The organism is Metasolibacillus fluoroglycofenilyticus (assembly GCF_003049645.1).
GTDB classification, from domain to species: Bacteria; Bacillota; Bacilli; order Bacillales_A; family Planococcaceae; genus Metasolibacillus; species Metasolibacillus fluoroglycofenilyticus.
On sequence record NZ_PYWK01000001.1, the window covers coordinates 1,900,126 to 1,921,767 of the forward strand.

Here is a 21,642-nt window from a genome sequence, read left to right on the forward strand (position 1 = left end):
TATTAATTATTGTGATGAATTTTGTTGCTCAACTTGCTTCGCTGCTGCACGATTTGCCGCTAGTAAAAACGGTGTATAGATAAGAACAGCTACGGCAATTAACACAATGCTTAGAATTGCACCTGAAGGAGATTGTGTAACTAACCAGCCATTAATAATTGGTGGTGTCGTCCATGGTGCTGCAACTGTTGCTGCTGGTACTAGACCCCATTTAGTTGCAAAATAAGCAATTGATACGTTAACCATCGGCGTTAAGATGAACGGGAAGAATAAAATTGGATTTAAAACGATTGGTAATCCGAAGAGTAGTGGCTCGTTAATATTGAACAAACCTGGTGCAGCGGATAATTTACCGACCGTGCTGTATTGTTTATTTTTACGTGAAACAATGAAAATGGCAATAATTAAAGCGATTGTTGTACCTGAGCCGCCCATATTAACGAATGCATCGAAGAATGGTTTGTTAATAATATACGGCGCTACTTGACCTGCTTCAAGCGCTTCTACGTTTTTGGCAATTGCATCTAAATTAATTGTTTGCATGAATGGGTCAATGATGTTTGCTCCATGAATACCGAATGTCCAAACAAATGCTGGTACAAATGCTAAAATAAGTGCCGCCACCCACGTATTCGTTAGACCCATAAATGGCTCTTGAACTAATGTATAGAACTGACCAATAACGTCTGGAGCATCGAACAAGATTGAAATTAATGTACGGATTAACGCTAAAAGACCTACAGTAATAATCGCTGGGAATAATGAAGCAAATGATTTTGCTACGGCATCTGGCACACCAGCCGGCATTTTAATTAATAATCTTGGATTGCCAGATAAACGAGAAAACATTTCTGCGGATACAAGACTTAAAATAATTGCTAAGAAGATACCGCCTGTTCCAGTTGTTAAACCCGTTAAACCACCATCTCCATAAGTTGCGAATGTCATATAACTTGCAAGACCAATCGCCCCACCTGCTAACGCATCTTTACTATAGCTTTTCGTCAAATTGTAAGCGATTGTAAACGAAATTAGCAGCGACACAATGGCAAATGTAGCACCCCATACATTACCACCCCACTGTGTCCAAATTCCCTCTCCAAAAACTGAATTCATAAAATCTTTGTATGCCTCAATTGGTAAATTATTTACTAAAACAGCTAATGACCCAACAATCATTAATGGCATAATCGCAATGAAGCCATCTCGAATTGCTACTAGATGCCGTTGATTTCCTATTCTTGATGCGACAGGAACAAATTTCTCCTCTAAAAATTTGAACATTTTTATACACTCCCCTTTTGTGTTTATCAATTACGCCTTGGCTAACTTTAGTCCGGTTTTTTTAAGTTAATCCGGTACAAAAAACATGTGCTCCTGCGGTTACTCGGCGCAATAACCATTGCTGAAAGACGTTAAATAACATCACTTTCCCCTTTTTACAGCAACTACAAGAAAATTCACGAAAAACGAAACGATGAAATATTCCCCTTATTTCATAAAGAGATAATAATTTTCCGCAGAACTACTCCCCCTTTATCCGTTCATGTACTTCTACTAATTCTTGCGCTAAATCACGAAATGTAATGGCATTCATTAAATGATCCTGAGCATGAATTAATAATAATGAAACCTCTACATTTTGACCTTGCGCCTCTTGCTGTAATAACCCTGTTTGTGCATGATGCGCTTCAATAATAGCTTCATTTGCTAGCATCATTTTGTCTTTTGCTGCATCAAAGTCTCCTGTTTTTGCAAATTGAATTGCCTCCATACACTCACTTTTGGCATTGCCGCTATGCAAAATTAATCCCATAACAGCTTGTAATAAAGCCTCTTGTTCCATCTTCTACACCTCTTATCCAATTAAAGTAAGTGCATGTTTTAAAACATTCGCACCATTCATCATGCCGTAATCCGTCATTTTGATTACATCAATTGGAATATTTTTATCCTTATATTTAGCTTCGAATGCCCCTTTTAAATAACGAACTTGTGGTCCTAGTAAAAGCACATCTATCGACTTTTCACCTAATACTTTATCAACCTCCCCTTCTGCAATTGCAAAAATGTCCACCTCTAAATTTTGGCTTTTTGCTGCTTCCTGCATTTTCGAAACTAGTAAACTAGTACTCATTCCTGCAACACAAACTAACATAATATTTTTCATAGTAATTCTCCCTCTCTAAAATAAGTATTTTTTATTTATTTCATCATTGAAATCGTTTTCTTAAAAGAAGAATATCATCAATTGGTATATACCACAATAGCGTTTTTTGAATTTTCTATCTTCTAAAAATAATAAAAGAAACTGGACTATATGCAATTTATAGCTGTAACCTAACATCCCTTATACTGGTATAGTCCAGAAAAAAACTGAAAATTTTTTTGTTTAACACATGTTTTATTTAATTGTTAGCTTGAAAATTACACTTAGGGAAGTGTGCCATTATAATTCAGCGATTAAAAATACTCATAGAATACAGGTTTTCCTGCTGGCAATGCCTGCTGCCAACTCCCAATAATTTCTTGTTTCAAGGAACGCTGTGCATACATTACTGCATCTTGAACAGATAAATAACCAACCATCATCGCCGAAAATAAATTAATAGGCAATGCAAGAATTTCATTATCATCAATAGAATCTTCCTCTAGGGCTGTGATTTTCCTCTCACTACTAATTTCAAATAACTGCTCATTCCATGGGCAAAACGAATCTTCCAGACGAACATATAAGCTTCTTGTAATAATTCCCCATTTATATTGCTGCATAAAGGACTGCACATCAACGATTCGTACCATCACATCTTGCACAACTTCACGTTCAAATTGAGGCTCTGGAAAGTAATAGCCGAAAGAAGCATGATTCGCTGTTACCCCTTTTATTTCAGTGATGCTTGCAGCATGTGCCGTCACGTAACGCCAAATGGCTTGCTCTGCTAAAATATCCTCGGCAATGAAATCATGAATGAAAAATGTTGTGTTTACTATTTCATAACGAATATACGCAGCCACCTTATTATCCTTGTAATACAATGCAAAATGGCTATTTTGTTGCCTTTTAGCTAAGCGATTCCACCATGCATCATCCCTTAGCATAACTCCATTTGTTACAGAAGCTCTTTCATTATAAAATGCTTTCACCTGCTGAAATAATTCTTCATCAAGCCATTCAAAGCTCGTGCGCTTTATTACGTCTAATTGCTTTCCTAAAGCAGGAAATTTGTCGGATGGAATCACATAATTTAACTTTTCGAAAAAAAGCTCCCAACCAAAATAGCGATAAAAAGATACTGAAAAAGGCGCTAAAACAGAAATCGTTTGCCCATTAGCTTTCATTTGATTTAATGATTCAATCATAAGCTTTTTTACAATGCCTTGTTGGCGATATTCAGGGTAGGAGGCAACAAAGGCAATCCCACCCATTTTATAGTTTTTGTTGTAAATTGTTATGTTAAGTGGTAAAACAAGCACTTGACCAACAACTTTATTACCATCATATGCCCCTAAAGTTGTACTATGCTGAACCCAATAATGAAAATCTTCCTTACGCGCTTCTGTATATTTATTAGGAAAACAATAATCTCTTAAACGGTGAATTTGCCAATAGTCATTTTCTTGTACTTTTTGAATGTGTACCACTTTTTCACCCCTATTATTTATCTTGAAATTTGGCTAATAAATTTATAACGATCTGCTCGATAAACACTGCGTACAAGCTCAAAAGGTGTATCATTTGTTAAATAGCTCGTGCGCTTTATAATAAGAACAGGTGCAGCTTGATTTATTTGCAAAAATTTACTATCCTCTTTTGATACGATTGCGGCTTCCATTTGTTGAATCGCATTGCCGATTCTTTGTTGGAAAGCGGTTTCAATTAATGTGTACAAAGAGCCTTCTAATTTACTTGCATCTAGCATAGGATAAATTTTTACTGGAATGTACGTCCGTTCGATTGCCATAGGTATTCCGTCTGCATTACGAATACGTATAACGAAAAACACTTCCTCTCCTAGCTCTAGCTGCAAATCTTTTGCTACTTCAACTGATGGGATAATTTTTTCGAAACGTACTACCTTGCTACTCGGAACCATATTTCTTGCTCGCATATCCTCCGTAAAGCTAGTTAGCCCTTGTAGAGGCTGCTCTAATTTCGGATTTGCTACAAAAGTGCCCCTACCTTTTTCACGGTAAAGTAGACCGTCATTTACTAAGTTTGTAATGGATTGCCTAACTGTCATTCTACTCACATCAAATTGTACCGAAAGCTCTCTTTCAGATGGGATGGCATCACCAATTTTATATTCCTCTGCAAGTATTCGTTGTTTAATAATCTCCTCGATTTGTATATAAATCGGTATATATGAATTTTTATCTAACAATTTTCTCCCCCCTAACTTTGTTTGTATAACACAAATCCATTTTACAGGTATAGTGGTATAGACTAATTATAAATGAAAATATTCAAAATATAAAGCTGTGAATCTAAATCGAGTTTTCAAACATATTCTACTTAAGCTTTTCCTTGAATAAGGCATAATTAATATAAAATAGTTTATAATTGAAAATAACCTTTGATTTAACAAACCCAAATGAAATTTCAACATATACCCTTGGGACAGTAGCTTTTGGTCAAGGGGGTATATTTTTGAACCAAGATGAAATGACATAGTATGGATTACATTATACATCTGTTATAAACGGGAAATTAAGATTACCATTTAGTGTTTTAGTACAAACATTTGGAAATACCGAAGTAGTTGGGGATACAATGATAGCGAAAAGTTATCCTTCTGTAAATTTAGGCTGGGTCATAAGCGATAACAATACTGATGGAGGAAGTAGAACTTTAGAATATTAAATAAGTGCATGGGACCAACTTGAATTGATTTCTTAAGCGGTCTCTATACCGTTACACAAATATATTCCGAAAGGACTGTAAATTTATTAACTTAAAAAAGCTAATCTTCCTATTTGTTATTATAGTTATTATGTTTGTATTATTCTTTTTCCGTTTAACTAATGAGAGGGAGGGGCTTCTATGAGGGACTCAAATACATATCATGAAAAGTCAAGTCAACATACTGTAAAAAAAACAACTGAAAGTCGAACAACTGAAATTCACCTAAATCCTGAATATATTATTGACAGGGATTTAAATTCATTTCAAACAGATGAAAAAGGTACTTTAGAAGGCTTTATTTGGTATAAATATTCAACAACAAAAGAAAATCAACTTGCTGTTTATGCCTTTTTAGAAAATGATGCTACACCTGTAAATATAGAAATAAATGAGTCTATTGCTCCCTATCATATGATTAATATACCGAAAGAAGGAGGTAAAAAGGTACCGTTCACTATAACAAATCTACCACAAGGTGAGCATATTCTCTATATATTAGGGGAAAAAGTGCTTAATCACAGCGTGCAGGACCCTATGGAAATATATGATACACAGTGTATCCAGAAATTTTCTTTCTGTAAAAGTGAATAACGAGCATTCAGAAACAGCTACAATTTCAAGCTCTTATATGACAGCGCAAAAAATAGAGGATTTAAAAAATGAAACTTCTGTCATCATGCAAATGTATGAAGATTCTAACTTAATAAAGGAAGCTGAATTGCTAAATCGTAAGGATGAGTATTTTTTAACGATAGAAAATCAATATGATTTCGAATTAAAGGCACATTTAAAGCTGATTTCCGAATATGAAGCTTTTGAATTGCAGCAAATAATTGTTGCACCAAGCTCGAAAGTAGTAGTCCCCCTTAACTTTCAGGCCTATCATTTAATGAATAGCGCTCGGCTCATAATGGTTGCCGCACCTTCAGAGCCATTGCATACTGACTATTCGTTGCGAATTGTTAAAACAACAAAACGAATGAGAGCGTCCTAAAAGCAGTGCATGACCTGCTTTTAGGACGCTTTTAATGATGTTTCATCAAAGAAATAACTAAATAAATAGAGGAGAAAATGTTAGGCTTATCGGCTTGCTTTCAAATTTAAAATAAAGTGAACCTTCAATCAGTGGGGGTTTTCGTACATCCCCCACTGATTGGTAGTTTCACCAGTCGGGTTTTTACAGGCTGTTTGATCCCCCACTTCAACATCTTGGTTTTACCTGCTGTTTTGAAGTGGGGGTCTTACAGCCTGTTAATACGGGATAAATGTAAAGCGAATTTTTCACTACACTGAAGAGAAGCTCGATTTTTGATATAATCCCTCGATGAAGTGAAAATCACATTGATTGCCCCCCTAAATTTGCAGTCGCAATCTTGCACAACGCTTTTTTGTTTCCTTATAAAGCTCGTCTAACTGACGGTAGCTTGCATATTGGGCTGGGTTAGCTCTAATAAAAGCTAAGCGCTCCCCTCCGTTTAACGGCAGTAGCTCATAGCTTGCTTGCGTGTCGTAGCCCTCCACCTCTGAAGCAATCATTAAAAATTGCAAAAAGTGCTCAATCCCCTGATGCATAAAGGGCTCTGCTTGCCCATTTCTCGCTTCATGGGCAGCGTGTATTTGTTCACGCAGCGCGTTCCAATTCACATACCACTCGTCAACAGCCTGCTGTGAAATTAGTTGTTTATTGACAGCAATCATTGTTTAACAAGCCCTTTCTTTAGACGCTTTTGCCCTTCCCTGCAATCATCTAATAAAGGGCATGTGTGGCAGCTAGGGTTTTGTGCCTTGCAATGATAGCGCCCAAAGAAAATCATTTGATGATGTGCTTTTGACCATCTTTCAATCGGCGTTTTCTTCATAATTGTTTGCTCTACTTCAAGCACATTATCTTTCCAGCGACAAAGACCTAGACGCTTTGTAATCCGCTCGACATGTGTATCGACTGCCATTGCCGGTATATCAAAGGCTACCGATAATACAACATTCGCAGTTTTGCGCCCAACACCTGGTAATGTGACAAGCTCCTCGCGACTAGCAGGCACTTCACCACCATATTCTGTAAGTAGACGCTGACATAATAATTGAATGTTTTTAGCTTTATTACGATACAGTCCAATGGAGCGTATATCATTTTGTAATTCCTCAATAGATACAGCTAAATAGTCTTCTGGTGTTTTATATTTTTGAAATAAATCTTTTGTCACTTTATTAACAAGCACATCTGTACACTGTGCGGATAATAGTGTCGCAATTGTTAGCTCAAAAGGATTGTCATGCACGAGCTCACAATGCGCATCTGGAAACATTTTATCCATCTCGTCTAAAAAATGCATCCACTGCTTTTTCGTTAGCATCTCGCCGCCCCCTTATTCATTCTCTTCAAGCCAATTATAAAATGCTCGCTTCGGTTTTTTTTCAGCCTGCGCTTGTGGCTGGGTAATTGTGCGTTTACGGAATTGCTCCGCATGTTGCTCCACTTGCTTCACTGTCGTAAAATTTTTCTTTTTCCATTCAAATAAAATACGGTCAATATAGCGCAACGAAAGCTTTCCTGCCAATACAGCTTCCTTCAATGCAGCCCGTATTAACTCAGGGGAGTGCTTATCCACATCTAGCCATGCATTAATGTTTTCAAGCTCCATCGGTGATAACAGACGACCAAATTCCTGCTCAAACACCGAAAAAATAGCCCCTTCCTCTTTTTTCTGCTGCTCGTTATTTGTAGTAATTGTTTTTGCTTCTAATAGTGTGATGATACGTTTCCACAATGGATACAAAGAATATTTTTCATAAATCTTCCCATCTGAATCAACATCATGTGTAATTTCGATAAAACCTTTTTGCAAAAATCGCTGTATTTTAATTGAAATTTCATTTGCAGCAAAGAAGGTTCTTGCCATCAAATCATCTGGTGTTGGAAAGTCATTACCTTCTTCGTAAAATGCTAGCAAATGGAGAAGCAACATAGCATCATCATCACGAATATGAAGCTCTTTATAATGTTGAAAAAATAGCTGTGGGATTGTGATATTTTTTTGTCCTACCCAAATGCGAAGTTGCTCATTGCTTGTCATAATTGGTATGAATCCTTTCCTAGCTTATTCATAAGAGAAGGCTGTCGAGAAAGTAAAGTTTACTTTCAAGCAGCCCAAAATCAAATTTTACTTATTCATTTATGAAGATGCGTCCAACAAGCATGCCAAGCACTGCTTTTCAGACGGACCTTATTAAGGATATAAACGGTTTAATAAACGTGGGAATGGAATTGTCTCACGAATATGCTCTGTTCCCGAAATCCAAGCAACTGTACGCTCTAAGCCTAAGCCAAAGCCTGAGTGCGGTACTGCACCGTATTTACATAATTCTAAATACCAAGCGTATGCAGCCATATCTAAGTCATGCTCTTCAAGGCGAGATTTTAATAATTCATAATCATAAATACGCTCAGAACCACCGATAATTTCACCGTAGCCCTCTGGTGCAATTAAGTCTGCGCAAAGCACGACATCGTCACGCTCTGGGTGTGGCTGCATATAGAATGGCTTAATGCCCGTCGGATAGCATGTAATAAATACAGGCTTATCGTAATGGTTAGCAATTGCTGTTTCGTGCGGTGCACCGAAATCATCGCCCCACTCAATATCATCAAAGCCTTGCTCATGTAAAAATTTAATTGCATCATCGTATGAAATACGCGGGAATGGTGCTTTAATAGTTTCAAGCTTCGATGTATCACGACCTAAGCGCTCTAAATCAAGCTTACAATTTGCTAATACAGATTGGACGATATGCTCAACATACTGCTCCTGAACCTCCAAGCTTTCGTCATGCTCAACGAATGCCATCTCCGGCTCAATCATCCAAAACTCAATTAAATGACGACGCGTTTTTGATTTTTCAGCTCGGAATGTCGGACCGAATGAAAATACGCGTCCTAATGCCATTGCTGCAGCCTCCATATAGAGCTGACCTGATTGTGAAAGATAGGCATCTTCATCAAAATATTTCGTAGCGAATAGTTCGGATGTTCCTTCTGGTGCAGAGCCAGTTAAAATAGGTGGGTCCATTTTCGTAAAACCGTTATTATTGAAAAACTCGTAAGTCGAACGAATCACTTCGTTACGAATATTCATAATCGCATGTTGTCTGCGTGAACGTAGCCATAAATGACGATTATCCATTAAAAATTCTGTACCATGCTCTTTTGGCGTAATTGGGAAATCAACTGCCTCATGAAGTACTTCAATGCCCGTTACATTCATTTCACAGCCAAACGTTGAACGCTCATCGGCCTTCACTTCACCGATAATGTACATAGATGTTTCTTGCGTTAAGCCTTTTGCCTTTGCGAACAGCTCCTCGCCAACTTCTTCCTTTACGACAACACCTTGAACGAAGCCTGTGCCATCACGTAATTGTAAAAAGGCAATTTTGCCGCTTGAACGCTTATTTGCAAGCCATGCGCCTAATTTAACTGTCTCCCCGATATGCTGTGGCATATCTTTAATCATAATTTTCTTCATAATATCCTCCAACTACAAAAAGCAATGCTTATTGCCATTTTGATTTTACAAATTTGTCTATACGACGAACCGCCTCTTCTAATAATTCATAAGAAAGGGCATAGGATAAACGAATTGTCGTATTTGTACCGAAGCCTGAGCCCGGTATTACAGCTACATTTGCCTCTGTTAATAGACTTTCCGCAAATGCATCGACATTATCATAACCTGTTTTCTCCATTGCTTCGGCTACATCTGGTAGTAAGTAAAAAGCTCCTTCTGGCTTTAATAATTTAAAGCCCGGAATCGCCGCAATTTGCGGATAAATTTTTTCCAAGCGCGATGCAAATGCATGTCGCATTTCTTCTACAGCGTCTTGTGGACCATTGTAAGCTTCGATTGCTGCATATTGGGCAGTCGTCGTAGCATTTGAAGTAGAGTGAGATGCTAAGTCTGTCATCGCATTAATAATTTCTGCATCACCCGCTGCATAGCCGATGCGCCAGCCTGTCATCGAATGCGATTTTGCTAAGCCATTAATAACAATTGTGCGCGCTTTAATCGCTGGTGAAATTTGTGCGATTGAAAAATGCTTATTTCCATTGTATAAAAGCTTTTCATAAATTTCATCTGAGACGATTAAAATATCATGCTTTTCAGCGACTTCTGCTAATGCCTCTAGCTCTTCTCTGCTATACACCATTCCTGAAGGATTAGATGGCGAGTTAATAATAACAGCTTTCGTTTTTTCTGTAATGGCAGCAGCCAATTGCTGTGCTGTTATTTTATATTGCTGCTCGCTTGTTCCCTCGATGTATACTGGTACTCCACCTGCTAGCTTCACTTGCTCGGGATAGGATACCCAGTACGGGATTGGAATGATGACCTCATCACCTTCATTTAAAATAACTTGGAACAATGTGTAAAGCACATGCTTCGCCCCAACACCGACAATAATTTCGTTTGCCTTATAAGTGAGCGCATTATCGCGCTGTAGCTTCGTAATTATTGCTTGCTTTAATGCTGGTAAGCCACCTGCTGGCGTATATTTTGTTAAGCCTTGCTGCATTGATTTCGCTGCTGCATCTAAAATATTTTGTGGCGTATTAAAATCAGGCTCACCCGCGCCTAATCCGATAACATCAATACCTTGTTCCTTCAATTCCTTCGCCTTTGCAGTAATTGCAAGAGTCGAGGATGGCGTTAAAGTTTTTACACGGTTTGCTAACAGTTGTTTCAAATGAAATCTACTCCTCTACAAGTTCAAAATACGTTTCCACCATTGACCGTCTTCAAACAAAATATACACATAATTGAGCTGATCTGTATTGTTCAAATATGTAATTTCCCACACAGCACCTTGCTCTTCAAAGCCTAATTTTGTATGAAGTATCTTTTTTACTGTCGCCTCATCATGCAACACTGCCAGCGCTTGTTCTTTCGTAATTCCGTCCTGCAAAAACACTTCCTGAATCGCATCTTCTTCTAAAGTGATTGGAACAAAAATTGCTTTTTCCTTACCATATTCGTCTACCCCGAACACAGTAATATACGGCTTATTCCCATTATAGGCATAAGATTCCGAAACAATCGCGAGCGATTTTGTGACGAGCGCTAATTGCTCAGCCTGCTTCTCCATTTTATTAAATGGCGCATTGGCTTTCCAGAGTACTAAAATGGAGATAACAAGTGACAAAGAGACGAGAAAGACTGTACTAAAAATTATCCACTTTTTCATTGAATCACCTTAAGTGCGATAAATTGTGAAAACTGCTTTCTCTTGATCTTCAGGGTCGAGCGCTAAACCAAACATTAAATTTTGCTCTTTTAATGTTCGATTTAGCGTGTCGACAATTTTATATAGATCAGATTGGTAGTTTATTTTCACAACTGATAATACTTCGACTTTACTTTCCATTATTGTCAACCTGCTTTCTTTACTCATGTCTGTTATTATACCAATTTCCAAGCGCTTGTACCATATGTTCGAGAGATAGTTTTTGAATAGAAATCGGTGGCAATGCTGAAAGAAATTCCTTCCCATATGATTTAGCGTCAATTCGACGGTCTAAAATAATAAATGCACCACTATCCTGTGAGGACCTGATTAAACGCCCAAAGCCCTGCTTAAATCGTAACACCGCCTCAGGTAAAGCTAGCTGTGTAAAAGCATTATGCCCTTTCGCTTGCAGCATTTGAGATTTCGCTTTAAAGGCTGGCTCATTTGGGGCGGAAAATGGTAGGCGTACAACGATGACCGCAGCTAGCCCATCCCCCGGCACATCGACCCCTTCCCAAAAACTATTTGTACCAAATAAAACGGAATGACTAAACTTTTGGAATGATTTTAATAAACGCATGCGACTCCCCGCAGTAATCCCTTGCGCAAATAGCATATAATCATCTAACAATTTGCTTTCTTGAATTAACAGTACTGTTTTTCGCAGCATATCCTGAGAAGTAAACAGCACGAAGCAGCGTCCCTCAGTTGTGCGCACAATCCTCGTTATCGCATAAGCCATTTCCTCAATATATTCATGCTGTGACACAGTTTGAATATCTGGCATATCTGTGACGATAAAGCAGCGTGCCCCTTGATAATAGCTTGAGGCTGCTTGTAATTGATGAATCGGGACATCTTGCGTAATGCCAAGCTGGTCTGCTATAAAGCGCTCATTATTTGGCACTGTTAAAGTACCTGATGTCCAAATAATTGCTGCTCGTTCTCGGATAGATGCAAATAATTGCTCGATGCTAGATGTAACATGGAGCGGCTTCTTCAATAATTGAATGCTGCCCGGTATGCTGCGTCGGTCCAACTCAAACCATGCAAAATAATCCGCCTGCCTCATGACAAATAACTCGTCCCATTCTGCGACCTTGATTTTAAATTCGTGTATCCAATATTGCCATTCGTCTAAAATATATTGCTCTGTGCGCGTAATCTCCTCACGATGCTCGTAAAACATCTGTAAAATATGCTCCGCACTATCAATCCAATTTTGCATTAAATTTGATACTTGTGCACAGTGCTGTACATCGATGGAGAGCTCTGACAGCATTACGCTTTGCTTCATCTCCTGTCGGTGAGCTTGGCGTATTATGCGCTGTAGCTGTGAGGTAAAGGCTTGCATCACATCATCAAACATGACAACTAAGCGATGAAAGCTTTGCTCTGCCTGCTTGAATAGTCGTTTTGGTACACGCCCTGTTATTAAAGCGACTTGCTGCAGTTTATCAAAAAGCTGCCCTTCCCCTGGCAAACCAATTTGTCCAAATATATATTTCCATGCAGTATAGGAGAAGATTTTCTCATCCTGCTGCACGGCTGCTTGAATAAATTGATGCGCTTCATCAATAATCCATCCGCCAATCGTATCGAATAATTGCTCTTGGCGCACTAAATCAGCTAAAAGCATCGCATGATTTGTCATAATAATATCCGCATGTCTGCTTTGTTCAATTGCGTAGCTGTAAAAATCAAATTGCTGCGCCGCCGTCCACTGTAATTTGCGGATTTTTTCTAAAAAGAGCTGTCCGCCACCTGACATATTCAACTCGCTTAAATCACCTGTTTCGGTTTTTGCTAACCATGTAATGACTTGTGCAATCGCCAAAGCCTCATCATATGATTCATCATCTACTTTTAAAATTTGAGCAAAGCGTCCAATATCAATATAATTTTGCATCCCTTTTAATAAAGCAATATGCACACGCTCACCAGTTATTTGCTCTAGCTTAACAAACTCCTCATATACTAATTGCTCTAGCAAATTAGATGTATATGTGCTAATGCCTATTTTTCTTCCACTTTGCTTTGCATAGTAAAAAGACGGCAACAAATAGGATAAGGTTTTGCCGATGCCTGTAGATGCTTCAATTATTGTTTCTTGTTGGTCTTGTAAGCTATGCCAAACAATATCCATCATTTGAAATTGCTGTGGTCGCTCCTCGAAGGATGGAAGTGCTTTTTGAAGTAAGGCAAGCTTCTCTTTACGTGTTTTTGGATATTCATTTTCTGCTGCTGTTTTTTGTTTATTCATAGGTGGTCGCTTAATAGCTAGCTCGTAAGCATAAAGATAACCTTCCTCTGCCACCACTTTGCTACGCTTTATATGAAGTGCTGCAAATAATAGATGTGAAATATCAGATTTCAACCGAAACGAGCGTTTATGTAGCTGTTCAATTGTTGTTTGCGGCAATGATAATAGCTTGTTCCAGCAAGCTTTTAGCAATTTTGCCGTCGCCTTCGCATCATCATCAGCACGATGCGCTTGCTTTAGTGGAATATTTAACTCCTGAGCTAGGTCACCTAATTTATAGCTTAATGCAGTCGGAAAAACGATTTTAGAAAGCTCTACAGTGTCCAGCTTTTTCCCTCGCCACGTTGGGAAGCCAGCCCGACTTAGCTCTGCCTGTAAAAATGCTAAATCGAAATCCGTATTGTGGGCCACAAAGATAGCATCCTGTAATAAATCATAAATCGTTTGGCCGTATGCTTCAAATGCCCCCGCCTTCGCTACATCCGTATCTGTAATATTAGTTAAGTCTTGAATAAATAAAGGAATTGGCTGCTGTGGATTTATAAAAGTTGTAAATGTCTTTTCAATATGCCACTCCTTCATAATAACAATGGCAATTTGAATAATGCGATCACCATTTATATACGAATGACCTGTCGTTTCCAAATCCACTATTGCATATTTTTGACTTTCCATCATTATCAACTCACTGTTCATTTCGAATAGACAAATTTTATCATAGAAAGGCTTGTTGGTCATGTGACTGCTCTACCGAAAGAGCGAAATATGGTCTTTCACTAGAATTATTTTGTTTTATGAGCGAGTTATTCTTTTGACCTAATTACATAAAAAAGTGAAGCCAAAGTTGGCTTCACTTTTTCAGTAATTTATGACTGCTGTAAATAAGATAATGTTGCATGCCCAAGCGTGTTAGCAGCAATTAATAACGCTCTTTCATCAATATCGAATTTGGGATGATGGTGGGGGTAAGCGATTTCCCATTCTGGATTTTTCGCTCCTGTGAAATAAAATGTACCAGGCACTTTTTCTAAATAATAAGCAAAGTCTTCTGCGCCCATTGCTAAATCAGCTACGACAAGCTCCTCTACTTTCGGCACTTTTGTTACTTCTTCCATAAAGCGACGCGTCGTTTCCGCATCGTTTATAACAGGAGCGTAGCCTCGACTATAGTTATACGTGTAATCAGCCCCGTAAAGTAAACAAGCTGATTTCAATACTTCTTCAAGCTCTTTTTCAATTTGGTCGCGTACGTTGGCATCAAATGTTCGAACAGTTCCTTTTAAAACAGCCGAGTCTGCGATTACATTGAATGGATTTACAGCTTCAAAATGACATACAGACACGACGGCTGGTCGAACAGGATTAACACGTCGACCGACTACTTGCTGTGCTGACACAACGAACTGCGAGCCAATCATTACAGCATCCTTCGTATCATGAGGGGATGCACCGTGCCCTCCCTTTCCATGAATAGTAATTTCAAATCCATCCGCAGCAGCCATCAAAGGTCCTTCCTTTACTGAAATAGCCCCTAAAGGAACGCCAGCAGATAAATGTGTGCCATAAATAACATCTACACCATCTAAACAGCCATCCTCAATCATTGGCAACGCCCCACCCGGAGTCACCTCTTCACCAAATTGATGAATAAAGACAATTGTCCCTGCAATATGCTCACGCATTTTATTTAACGCTTTCGCTAAAACCATTAAGGTTGCGGTATGTCCATCATGGCCACATGCGTGCATTTTCCCATCGATTTTGGACTTATAGGAAAATGTATTTTGTTCCTGAATAGCCAAAGCATCGAAATCCGCGCGTAGTGCTACAGTTTTCCCGGGTTTTGTACCATGTAATTTTGCCACGACACCCCGCCCGCCAACAAATTCTCTTACGTCATGTCCTAATGCACGATGGTACTCAGCTATATACTTTGGTGTTTCTACTTCCTCATGAGATAGCTCTGGATTTTCATGTAAATATCTACGAATTTCGACCATTTCCTCAAAATACTGTTCTAAAAGCTCATATAAATCATTCATTTTTCTTCCCTCCAAAACTATTTTTCTGACTATTTTTAATAGTAGCAAAATATTAATAGCAAGTCACGAGGGTAATTAATAATTATAGACATTTAAGCAATTATGTCACAGCTAACTATATTCCGATTCCTTCGAGTTAACTTGAAATCACCAACGGTTAATTGACCCGCATCATGCAAACCTTTCTTTGATAACCGCCGGAGGTTTTATGCGGGTCATTCAGTCATCATCTTACTACGCAATCTTCATAGGCTGAGTTTCTCTTCAGCAACGGGTTAAAAGAAGTTAAAAAACAGTAAATGGTTGTCAGAAAAACATGCGAGTGCAGCATTTTCTGACAACCATTTAATTTTATAACTATTAATCATTCACACGAGCAATATGAATATCCTTAACAATTGTATTGACAACCCAGCTCGCTGCGATTAAACCTGCTACAGATGGTACGAAAGCATTGGAAGCCGGTGGCATTTTTGCTTTGCGGATTGTAGCATCAGGCTTACCTACATGCTGTACAACGTCTTCACGCACAACGACAGGGGATTCGTCTGAAAAGACGACCATAACGCCTTTTTTAATGCCCTCTTTGCGTAGCTTCGTACGAATAATCTTTGCTAGAGGATCTGTATGCGTTTTTGAAATATCCGCGATTTGGAAACGTGTAGGGTCCATTTTATTAGCTGCACCCATGCTTGAAATAATCGGAATATTACGTTTTAGGCATTCCTTCATTAAATGAATTTTATACATAACTGTATCACTTGCATCAATTACATAGTCGATGCCCTGTGCAAAAAATTGCTCATATGTTTCTTCGGTATAAAACATATGCATATCGATAACTTCACATTCAGGGTTTATATCTACAATGCGCTCCTTCATCACTGCTGATTTGGATTTACCGACGGTTGATAAATAAGCAACTAATTGACGATTAACATTTGTAATATCCACATTGTCCTTATCCACTAAAATAATACGTCCGATACCACTACGTGCGCACGCTTCGGCTGCAAAGGAACCTACGCCACCTACCCCTAAAATAGCAACTGTCGTATTTTTTAAAAGCGCTAATCCTTCACTTCCTATTGCAAGCTCATTGCGCGAAAATTGATGTAACATAAATTCTCTCTCCATCTTTCAAAATTATTTTGCATGGCTACCAAAAAGATTTACACAAGTGCATTTCTTACATTTTTATAGAGTGTTTCTCACGCTGATAAAGCCACCTTTTATTGAATTACTAGTACTTTGATAAAAATGTATACAAACTGGTCAAAAATCTAGATTCCTTCCATTCATCCAAAAAATTAGTTATACTTTTTTATTTTAAATTTTAGCGGAAAGACTTTCAAGTCCGTGTTTTTAACCTTTCAAAAATCATTCTCACTTTTCTACCTCAAAAATAGCAATGGCTGTCTGAAAAATGGCATGTTAGCCTACTTTTCAGACAGCCTCTTTATTATACTTGAAAAATATATACAAAAAATCGCAATTAGGCAAGTGAAATATTTAAGTCTGTTAATACTAATACATTCGCATGTTGCTGTAATGCTGTAACTGGTGAATCTACAGTTTGTGCGTCTTGGAATAAAGATTCCAAAGCTGCTCGCTTTTTCTCTCCAACAGCAATTAGTAGCACTTCTTTTGATTGCAAAATATTAGCAATTCCCATCGTAATTGCTTTTACAGGTACTTCATCAATCGAATTGAAATAGCGGGCATTTGCCTGACGTGTTGATTCAGTTAATGTAACAGCATGCGTTTTTTTAGAAAATGATGTGCCAGGCTCATTGAAGCCGATATGTCCATTTTCCCCTACTCCTAAAAGCTGAACATCAATTGGGTGCTGTTCAAGTAAATCATTGTAATGCTGTACTTCTCGCTCTATATCCTCCGCTAAACCATTAGGAAGATAGCTTTTTTTAAATGGCTTTTGCTCAAAAAGCTCCTTTTGCATGTATGTAAAGTAACTTTCTGGATGCGTGTCAGGCAAGCCAATATATTCATCTAAATTAAAGCTCGTACAATTTGAAAAGTCTACATCGCTTTGACGTAAATTTTTATAGAGGGGTTGCATCGTTCCACCAGTAGCTAAACCAAATGTCTTTGCACCATCCTTTACTTTTTGCTGTAAAAATTGTGCGGCAAAGTCATAAAGCTCATCGATATTTTCAAAAGATTTCAATTGTATTGCCATAAATATTTTCCCCCTTAATGATTGTACACTCGATTAGCCCAGTCTTTGATTTGCTCAGCTGATTCGCATGCCAAAAGTTTATCTGCTTGCTGTTGTAAAGCTTGTTTATTTAACTTCAATAAATTTTCCCGCGCAGGTAATACGGCGCTTGCACTCATCGATAATTCATCCAATCCTAATGCTAAAAGTACAGGTAATGCAAGTGGTTCGCCAGCCATTTCACCGCACATTCCGGTCCAAATACCATGCTTACGAGCACTTGAAGCCACTTGCGCAATTAAGCGAATAATTGCTGGATGGAATGGCTCATATAAATAAGCAATCGACTCATTCATGCGGTCGGCTGCAAATGTATACTGAATTAAATCGTTTGTACCGATTGAGAAGAAATCAACCTCACGTGCTAAAACATCTGCAAAAATTGCTGCTGACGGCACTTCAATCATAATGCCTATTTCATATTCACCGATAGTTACACCTTCATTTACTAAAGCATCATGCTGTATTTGTAAAATACTTTTCGCCTGACGTAGCTCCTGAATTGTTGCAATCATTGGGAACATAATTTTCAAATTACCGTATTTGCTTGCGCGTAATAATGCGCGAAGCTGTGTAACGAATATGTCTTCATTTGCTAAAGAAAGCCGAATAGCACGCTGACCTAAAAAAGGATTTTCCTCTTTCGGTAACTGCCAATATTCTAAATGCTTGTCACCACCTATATCAAGTGTACGCACAACGACTGGCTTATTATTCATTTTTTCAAGTACTGCTTTATAGAGTTCAAACTGTTGCTCCTCTGTAGGTAATGAAGTGCTATCCATATATAAAAACTCTGTACGGAATAAACCGACACCGTCAGCACCTACTTTTAAAACGGCTTCTACATCTTGAACGCTACCAATATTCGCTGCGAGCTCAACATGCACACCGTCTTCTGTCACGCTTTCTTTATTCGCGAATTGCTGTAACTGTATTTCTCGCTGTGCTTGCACTGCCATACGCTGCTCCGCTGCTTGTCGAATGCCTTCTGATGGATTGATTGTTAATTGTCCAGATACACCGTCCAACAACACAAGCTCACCATGTGCAATTGTTTCCGCTTCCTTTACACCTACAACAGCTGGAATTTGCAATGTTCTTGCTAGAATCGCTGTATGTGATGTACGTCCACCTATTGTCGTAATAAAGCCCTTCACAAATTGCTTATTTAATTGCGCTGTTACAGATGGCGATAAATCGTAAGCAATTAATACAACTTCCTCGTCAATTTGAGATACATCAGGCAGCACTTTACCAAGTAAAGAGGCTAAAATACGGCGCGCTACATCCTCAATATCTGCTGCACGCTGACGCATATATTCATTATCCATTTGGCTGAATAAATCGATAAATTGCTGTGCTATTTTTTGCAAAGCTTTTTCTGCTTGCACATGCTGGTCGATTTCCCCTTCAATGGCCGCATGGAAATCAGGGTCTTGTAACACAAGTAAGTGGGCAGAAAAAATTTCTGCCTCCTCCTCACCGACCATCAAAATCGCATAATCACGAATTTTCTCAAGCTGCGTTTTTGCATTCGCAACCGCTAGATGAAAGCGTTGCTTTTCCGCAGATGGCTCAATCGTGTCTCGCTCGGTAATCGATAGGTCAGGCTCTGCTAAGCGATACGCTTTTGCAACAGCTACGCCCTCCGAAACCGCAATGCCTTGCAATTGTCTCATCATTGACCAATTCCTTGTGTTTTGATTACTTCCTCCACCTTTGCAAGTGCTGCAGCCGCATCATCGCCTTCAGCTCTTACCGTAATAGCACCGCCAGATGGAATAGCAAGCGCCATAACACCCATAATTGATTTTAAATTGGCTTCACGACCATTGTAAGCAATTGTTACATTTGATTGAAATGGAGCAACTCCTTGCACTAATAATGTACATGGGCGAGCGTGTAATCCTTCTGCTGCTGTAATTGTGAAAGTTTTTTCCATGATAAATTCCTCCTAATTGAATGTAATTCTGTTTTCAAACTGCCTGCAGTATTTATCGTTTTGAGAAGTAGACTGGTTAATATTATTACTAACAAACACAGGTGCTTCTTGCTGTACTGCTAATAGCTGTTCAATAACCATACTAACGAATGCGTTGAGCAATGCTGCACCAACAACTGTAGAGCTTGCTCCATATTGATAGTCACCGCTTTGTAAAACCCCATCTCCAATAGGCACTGACGTATTAAAAACGGCGTCCACAATTTGCTCTAAACGCATGCCACTACTATGTGTGCTTTCCTGTTCAGTATAGCATAATGATTGCAAAGAAATAACAAATGCCCCTCGTTCCTTCGCTTCAAATGCCATTTCAATTGGTGCGGCATTGCGACCTGAAGTCGAAATAATAATGACTATATCTTCTGGTCGAATATCAAACAAATGGCGATGTGCGAGCACAACCCCTTCTTTTCGCTCATTACGCGAAGATGTAGTAGGTCCTGCAGCAAGCATTAATGGCTCAATATAAATCGCTTTAACTGGCACGAGTCCACCAGCACGATAAAATAGTTCCTCAGCTAGCAGGAAGGAATGCCCTGCACCGAATAGCTGTATAATACCGCCTTTTCCAATCTTCTTAGCCGTCATTTCGGCAACTTCTTTTAATTGTTCTTCTTGTTGCCCCACCTTATTCAGCAATTGCTGAATATTTTTAAAATATTGATGCATTTACTCACCTCGCAATCCTAAGTAATTATTTATTATTTTACTGTGTTTTATCATTAAAATAAAACTTTTTTAAAGAAGTTTAATGTCTGTCTGTTGATGCAGAGTAAACGATTTGACCATTAACAATCGTATATTGTACTTGGAAATTTTCATCGATAATTACTAAATCCGCATCTTTTCCAGCATCAATATAGCCTTTTTGTGATAAACCTAGCTGTTTTGCGGCGTTGAATGAAGACATTTGAGCAAGTTCCTGCCAAGATGCACCGGTTGCCTGCTGCATATTCCGAAGTGCATCATTCATTTTCAAAACGCTACCGGCAAGTGCACCGTTTGCTAAATGAGCCCCCGATTTTGTCACATGGACTTCCTGCCCGCCTAAATCATATTCTCCATAAGCCAACCCTTTTGCCCGCATCGCATCTGTAATTAAAATGATTTTTTCTGAACCTTTCAAACGGTATGCTAAATCAACCATTTCTGGATGTATATGAATAAAGTCAACAATCATTTCGACATATACATCCTTTTCTAATAAAACAGTCCCTACAACGCCTGGCTCTCTATGATGCATTGCCCTCATTTGATTATACAAATGCGTTCCTTGTGTGACGCCCTGTGCAATAGCTTCTTTTGTTTCCCTTGCTGTAGCATTAGAGTGACCAATTGAAACGACAACCCCTAACTGCTGTGCATAGTTGACAAGCTCCATTCCTTGTTCTGGCGCAATAGTCATTTGTTTAATTGCGTTGCCACTTAATTCATGCCAACGTCGATATTTCTCAATTGAAGGCAATTGTATATACTCAATTGGCTGTGCACCTGCGCAATGAGGCGATATAAAGGGACCCTCTAAATGAATGCCTAATAAATTGGCTTCCCCCATTCCTTGCTGGAACCTCGCTACATTTTGCAATGCTGCTTCAATTATCGCTTCACTTTGCGTCATCGTCGTCGCTAAAAAACTTGTTGTTCCCTCTGCTACAAGTGCAGTAGCAAATTGATGGAGCGACGTAATTGTCGCATCCATCGTATCAACACCATTCGCCCCATGAATATGCATATCAATAAAGCCAGGTAAGCAATAATATCCTGTACAATCTATTCCTATAGCATTTTCATTCGTTTTTGTTATAGCCGCAATTTGTGTTCCTTCAATTTTCACACTACAATGCTCTGTTAAACAATCATGATTCACAACTGTAACATTTTCTAAAATGAGTGGCTTCGTCATAACTA

22 protein-coding genes are annotated in these 21,642 nt (G+C 38.7%); 2 read left to right on the top strand and 20 right to left on the bottom strand.

Annotated features, from left to right (window positions below; translation table 11 throughout):
- Positions 1-6: 6 nt before the first annotated feature.
- The 5 genes from C9J36_RS08870 to C9J36_RS08890 form a co-directional block, all read right to left on the bottom strand.
- Complete coding sequence (locus C9J36_RS08870) at positions 7-1,284, bottom strand: PTS sugar transporter subunit IIC (protein WP_107942858.1); 1,278 nt, start codon at positions 1,282-1,284, stop codon at positions 7-9.
- 241 nt (positions 1,285-1,525) lie between these two features.
- Positions 1,526-1,846 (bottom strand): PTS lactose/cellobiose transporter subunit IIA, encoded by a 321-nt coding sequence (locus C9J36_RS08875; RefSeq protein ID WP_107942859.1) that lies wholly within the window; start codon positions 1,844-1,846, stop codon positions 1,526-1,528.
- Between the two features lie 12 nt (positions 1,847-1,858).
- Positions 1,859-2,170, bottom strand: a complete 312-nt coding sequence (locus C9J36_RS08880) for a PTS sugar transporter subunit IIB (protein WP_066162592.1) — start codon at positions 2,168-2,170, stop codon at positions 1,859-1,861.
- A gap of 293 nt (positions 2,171-2,463) precedes the next feature.
- Positions 2,464-3,642 (bottom strand): GNAT family N-acetyltransferase, encoded by a 1,179-nt coding sequence (locus tag C9J36_RS08885; protein WP_107942860.1) that lies wholly within the window; start codon positions 3,640-3,642, stop codon positions 2,464-2,466.
- 17 nt (positions 3,643-3,659) lie between these two features.
- Positions 3,660-4,382 (bottom strand): GntR family transcriptional regulator, encoded by a 723-nt coding sequence (locus C9J36_RS08890; RefSeq protein WP_107942861.1) that lies wholly within the window; start codon positions 4,380-4,382, stop codon positions 3,660-3,662.
- Between the two features lie 659 nt (positions 4,383-5,041).
- On the opposite strand from C9J36_RS08890, the gene C9J36_RS08895 reads away from it, so the two are divergent.
- A complete protein-coding gene (locus C9J36_RS08895) occupies positions 5,042-5,494 on the top strand; it encodes a hypothetical protein (protein WP_107942862.1) in 453 nt (150 codons plus the stop codon).
- A gap of 37 nt (positions 5,495-5,531) precedes the next feature.
- Positions 5,532-5,897 carry a hypothetical protein gene (locus C9J36_RS08900; RefSeq protein WP_153061599.1) on the top strand — a complete coding sequence of 122 codons (366 nt, stop codon included), beginning with the start codon at positions 5,532-5,534 and terminating at the stop codon, positions 5,895-5,897.
- A 359-nt stretch (positions 5,898-6,256) separates the two neighbouring features.
- Here C9J36_RS08900 and C9J36_RS08905 read toward each other — a convergent pair whose 3' ends face one another.
- The 15 genes from C9J36_RS08905 to nagA all read right to left on the bottom strand — a co-directional run bounded on the left by C9J36_RS08905 (position 6,257) and on the right by nagA (position 21,637).
- Entirely contained in the window at positions 6,257-6,601 is a 345-nt protein-coding gene (locus tag C9J36_RS08905; protein WP_066162579.1) for a YpoC family protein, read from the bottom strand.
- Entirely contained in the window at positions 6,598-7,257 is a 660-nt protein-coding gene (nth, locus tag C9J36_RS08910; RefSeq protein ID WP_107942864.1) for an endonuclease III, read from the bottom strand. The genes C9J36_RS08905 and nth overlap by 4 nt, the downstream gene beginning before the upstream one ends.
- Before the next feature lie 12 nt (positions 7,258-7,269).
- The gene (locus C9J36_RS08915; protein WP_107942865.1) at positions 7,270-7,977 is read right to left on the bottom strand and encodes a DnaD domain-containing protein; all 708 of its coding nucleotides are present in this window, start codon (positions 7,975-7,977) and stop codon (positions 7,270-7,272) included.
- 153 nt (positions 7,978-8,130) lie between these two features.
- A complete protein-coding gene (gene asnS, locus C9J36_RS08920) occupies positions 8,131-9,426 on the bottom strand; it encodes an asparagine--tRNA ligase (RefSeq protein ID WP_066162571.1) in 1,296 nt (431 codons plus the stop codon).
- Positions 9,427-9,454: 28 nt separating this feature from the next.
- Entirely contained in the window at positions 9,455-10,645 is a 1,191-nt protein-coding gene (locus C9J36_RS08925; protein WP_107942866.1) for a pyridoxal phosphate-dependent aminotransferase, read from the bottom strand.
- Between the two features lie 15 nt (positions 10,646-10,660).
- Complete coding sequence (locus C9J36_RS08930; protein ID WP_066162564.1) at positions 10,661-11,143, bottom strand: cell wall elongation regulator TseB-like domain-containing protein; 483 nt, start codon at positions 11,141-11,143, stop codon at positions 10,661-10,663.
- A gap of 9 nt (positions 11,144-11,152) precedes the next feature.
- Positions 11,153-11,323 carry a YpmA family protein gene (locus tag C9J36_RS08935; RefSeq protein ID WP_066162562.1) on the bottom strand — a complete coding sequence of 57 codons (171 nt, stop codon included), beginning with the start codon at positions 11,321-11,323 and terminating at the stop codon, positions 11,153-11,155.
- 19 nt (positions 11,324-11,342) lie between these two features.
- Positions 11,343-14,126, bottom strand: a complete 2,784-nt coding sequence (dinG, locus tag C9J36_RS08940; protein ID WP_107942867.1) for an ATP-dependent DNA helicase DinG — start codon at positions 14,124-14,126, stop codon at positions 11,343-11,345.
- 188 nt (positions 14,127-14,314) lie between these two features.
- Positions 14,315-15,490, bottom strand: coding sequence for an amidohydrolase (locus C9J36_RS08945; protein WP_107942868.1), 1,176 nt, complete (start codon positions 15,488-15,490; stop codon positions 14,315-14,317).
- Positions 15,491-15,850: 360 nt separating this feature from the next.
- A complete protein-coding gene (locus C9J36_RS08950) occupies positions 15,851-16,612 on the bottom strand; it encodes a tRNA threonylcarbamoyladenosine dehydratase (protein WP_107942869.1) in 762 nt (253 codons plus the stop codon).
- A 373-nt stretch (positions 16,613-16,985) separates the two neighbouring features.
- The gene (locus tag C9J36_RS08955; RefSeq protein WP_107942870.1) at positions 16,986-17,690 is read right to left on the bottom strand and encodes a glucosamine-6-phosphate deaminase; all 705 of its coding nucleotides are present in this window, start codon (positions 17,688-17,690) and stop codon (positions 16,986-16,988) included.
- Between the two features lie 14 nt (positions 17,691-17,704).
- Positions 17,705-19,411, bottom strand: a complete 1,707-nt coding sequence (ptsP, locus tag C9J36_RS08960; protein WP_201261931.1) for a phosphoenolpyruvate--protein phosphotransferase — start codon at positions 19,409-19,411, stop codon at positions 17,705-17,707.
- On the bottom strand, positions 19,411-19,674 hold the full coding sequence (locus C9J36_RS08965; RefSeq protein ID WP_153061600.1) for an HPr family phosphocarrier protein: 264 nt from the start codon (positions 19,672-19,674) through the stop codon (positions 19,411-19,413). Before C9J36_RS08965 ends, ptsP begins: the two co-directional genes overlap by 1 nt.
- 12 nt (positions 19,675-19,686) lie before the next feature.
- Positions 19,687-20,403: a sugar isomerase domain-containing protein gene (locus C9J36_RS08970; RefSeq protein ID WP_107942872.1), complete on the bottom strand. Its 717-nt coding sequence runs from the start codon at positions 20,401-20,403 to the stop codon at positions 19,687-19,689.
- A gap of 79 nt (positions 20,404-20,482) precedes the next feature.
- Complete coding sequence (gene nagA, locus C9J36_RS08975; RefSeq protein ID WP_107942873.1) at positions 20,483-21,637, bottom strand: N-acetylglucosamine-6-phosphate deacetylase; 1,155 nt, start codon at positions 21,635-21,637, stop codon at positions 20,483-20,485.
- Positions 21,638-21,642: the final 5 nt, after the last annotated feature.

Excerpts from the sequence above, each read along its gene's own strand:
- C9J36_RS08870 (WP_107942858.1), bottom strand. The coding sequence starts at position 1,284 with ATGTTCAAATTTTTAGAGGAGAAATTTGTTCCTGTCGCATCAAGAATA.
- C9J36_RS08915 (WP_107942865.1), bottom strand. The coding sequence starts at position 7,977 with ATGACAAGCAATGAGCAACTTCGCATTTGGGTAGGACAAAAAAATATC.
- C9J36_RS08950 (WP_107942869.1), bottom strand. The coding sequence starts at position 16,612 with ATGTTACATCAATTTTCGCGCAATGAGCTTGCAATAGGAAGTGAAGGA.
- C9J36_RS08880 (WP_066162592.1), bottom strand. The coding sequence starts at position 2,170 with ATGAAAAATATTATGTTAGTTTGTGTTGCAGGAATGAGTACTAGTTTA.
- C9J36_RS08930 (WP_066162564.1), bottom strand. The coding sequence starts at position 11,143 with ATGAAAAAGTGGATAATTTTTAGTACAGTCTTTCTCGTCTCTTTGTCA.
- C9J36_RS08970 (WP_107942872.1), bottom strand. The coding sequence starts at position 20,403 with ATGCATCAATATTTTAAAAATATTCAGCAATTGCTGAATAAGGTGGGG.
- asnS (WP_066162571.1), bottom strand. The coding sequence starts at position 9,426 with ATGAAGAAAATTATGATTAAAGATATGCCACAGCATATCGGGGAGACA.
- nagA (WP_107942873.1), bottom strand. The coding sequence starts at position 21,637 with ATGACGAAGCCACTCATTTTAGAAAATGTTACAGTTGTGAATCATGAT.
- C9J36_RS08945 (WP_107942868.1), bottom strand. The coding sequence starts at position 15,490 with ATGAATGATTTATATGAGCTTTTAGAACAGTATTTTGAGGAAATGGTC.
- dinG (WP_107942867.1), bottom strand. The coding sequence starts at position 14,126 with ATGATGGAAAGTCAAAAATATGCAATAGTGGATTTGGAAACGACAGGT.
- C9J36_RS08895 (WP_107942862.1), top strand. The coding sequence starts at position 5,042 with ATGAGGGACTCAAATACATATCATGAAAAGTCAAGTCAACATACTGTA.
- ptsP (WP_201261931.1), bottom strand. The coding sequence starts at position 19,411 with ATGAGACAATTGCAAGGCATTGCGGTTTCGGAGGGCGTAGCTGTTGCA.
- C9J36_RS08955 (WP_107942870.1), bottom strand. The coding sequence starts at position 17,690 with ATGGCAATACAATTGAAATCTTTTGAAAATATCGATGAGCTTTATGAC.
- C9J36_RS08905 (WP_066162579.1), bottom strand. The coding sequence starts at position 6,601 with ATGATTGCTGTCAATAAACAACTAATTTCACAGCAGGCTGTTGACGAG.
- C9J36_RS08900 (WP_153061599.1), top strand. The coding sequence starts at position 5,532 with ATGACAGCGCAAAAAATAGAGGATTTAAAAAATGAAACTTCTGTCATC.
- C9J36_RS08935 (WP_066162562.1), bottom strand. The coding sequence starts at position 11,323 with ATGGAAAGTAAAGTCGAAGTATTATCAGTTGTGAAAATAAACTACCAA.
- nth (WP_107942864.1), bottom strand. The coding sequence starts at position 7,257 with ATGCTAACGAAAAAGCAGTGGATGCATTTTTTAGACGAGATGGATAAA.
- C9J36_RS08875 (WP_107942859.1), bottom strand. The coding sequence starts at position 1,846 with ATGGAACAAGAGGCTTTATTACAAGCTGTTATGGGATTAATTTTGCAT.
- C9J36_RS08965 (WP_153061600.1), bottom strand. The coding sequence starts at position 19,674 with ATGGAAAAAACTTTCACAATTACAGCAGCAGAAGGATTACACGCTCGC.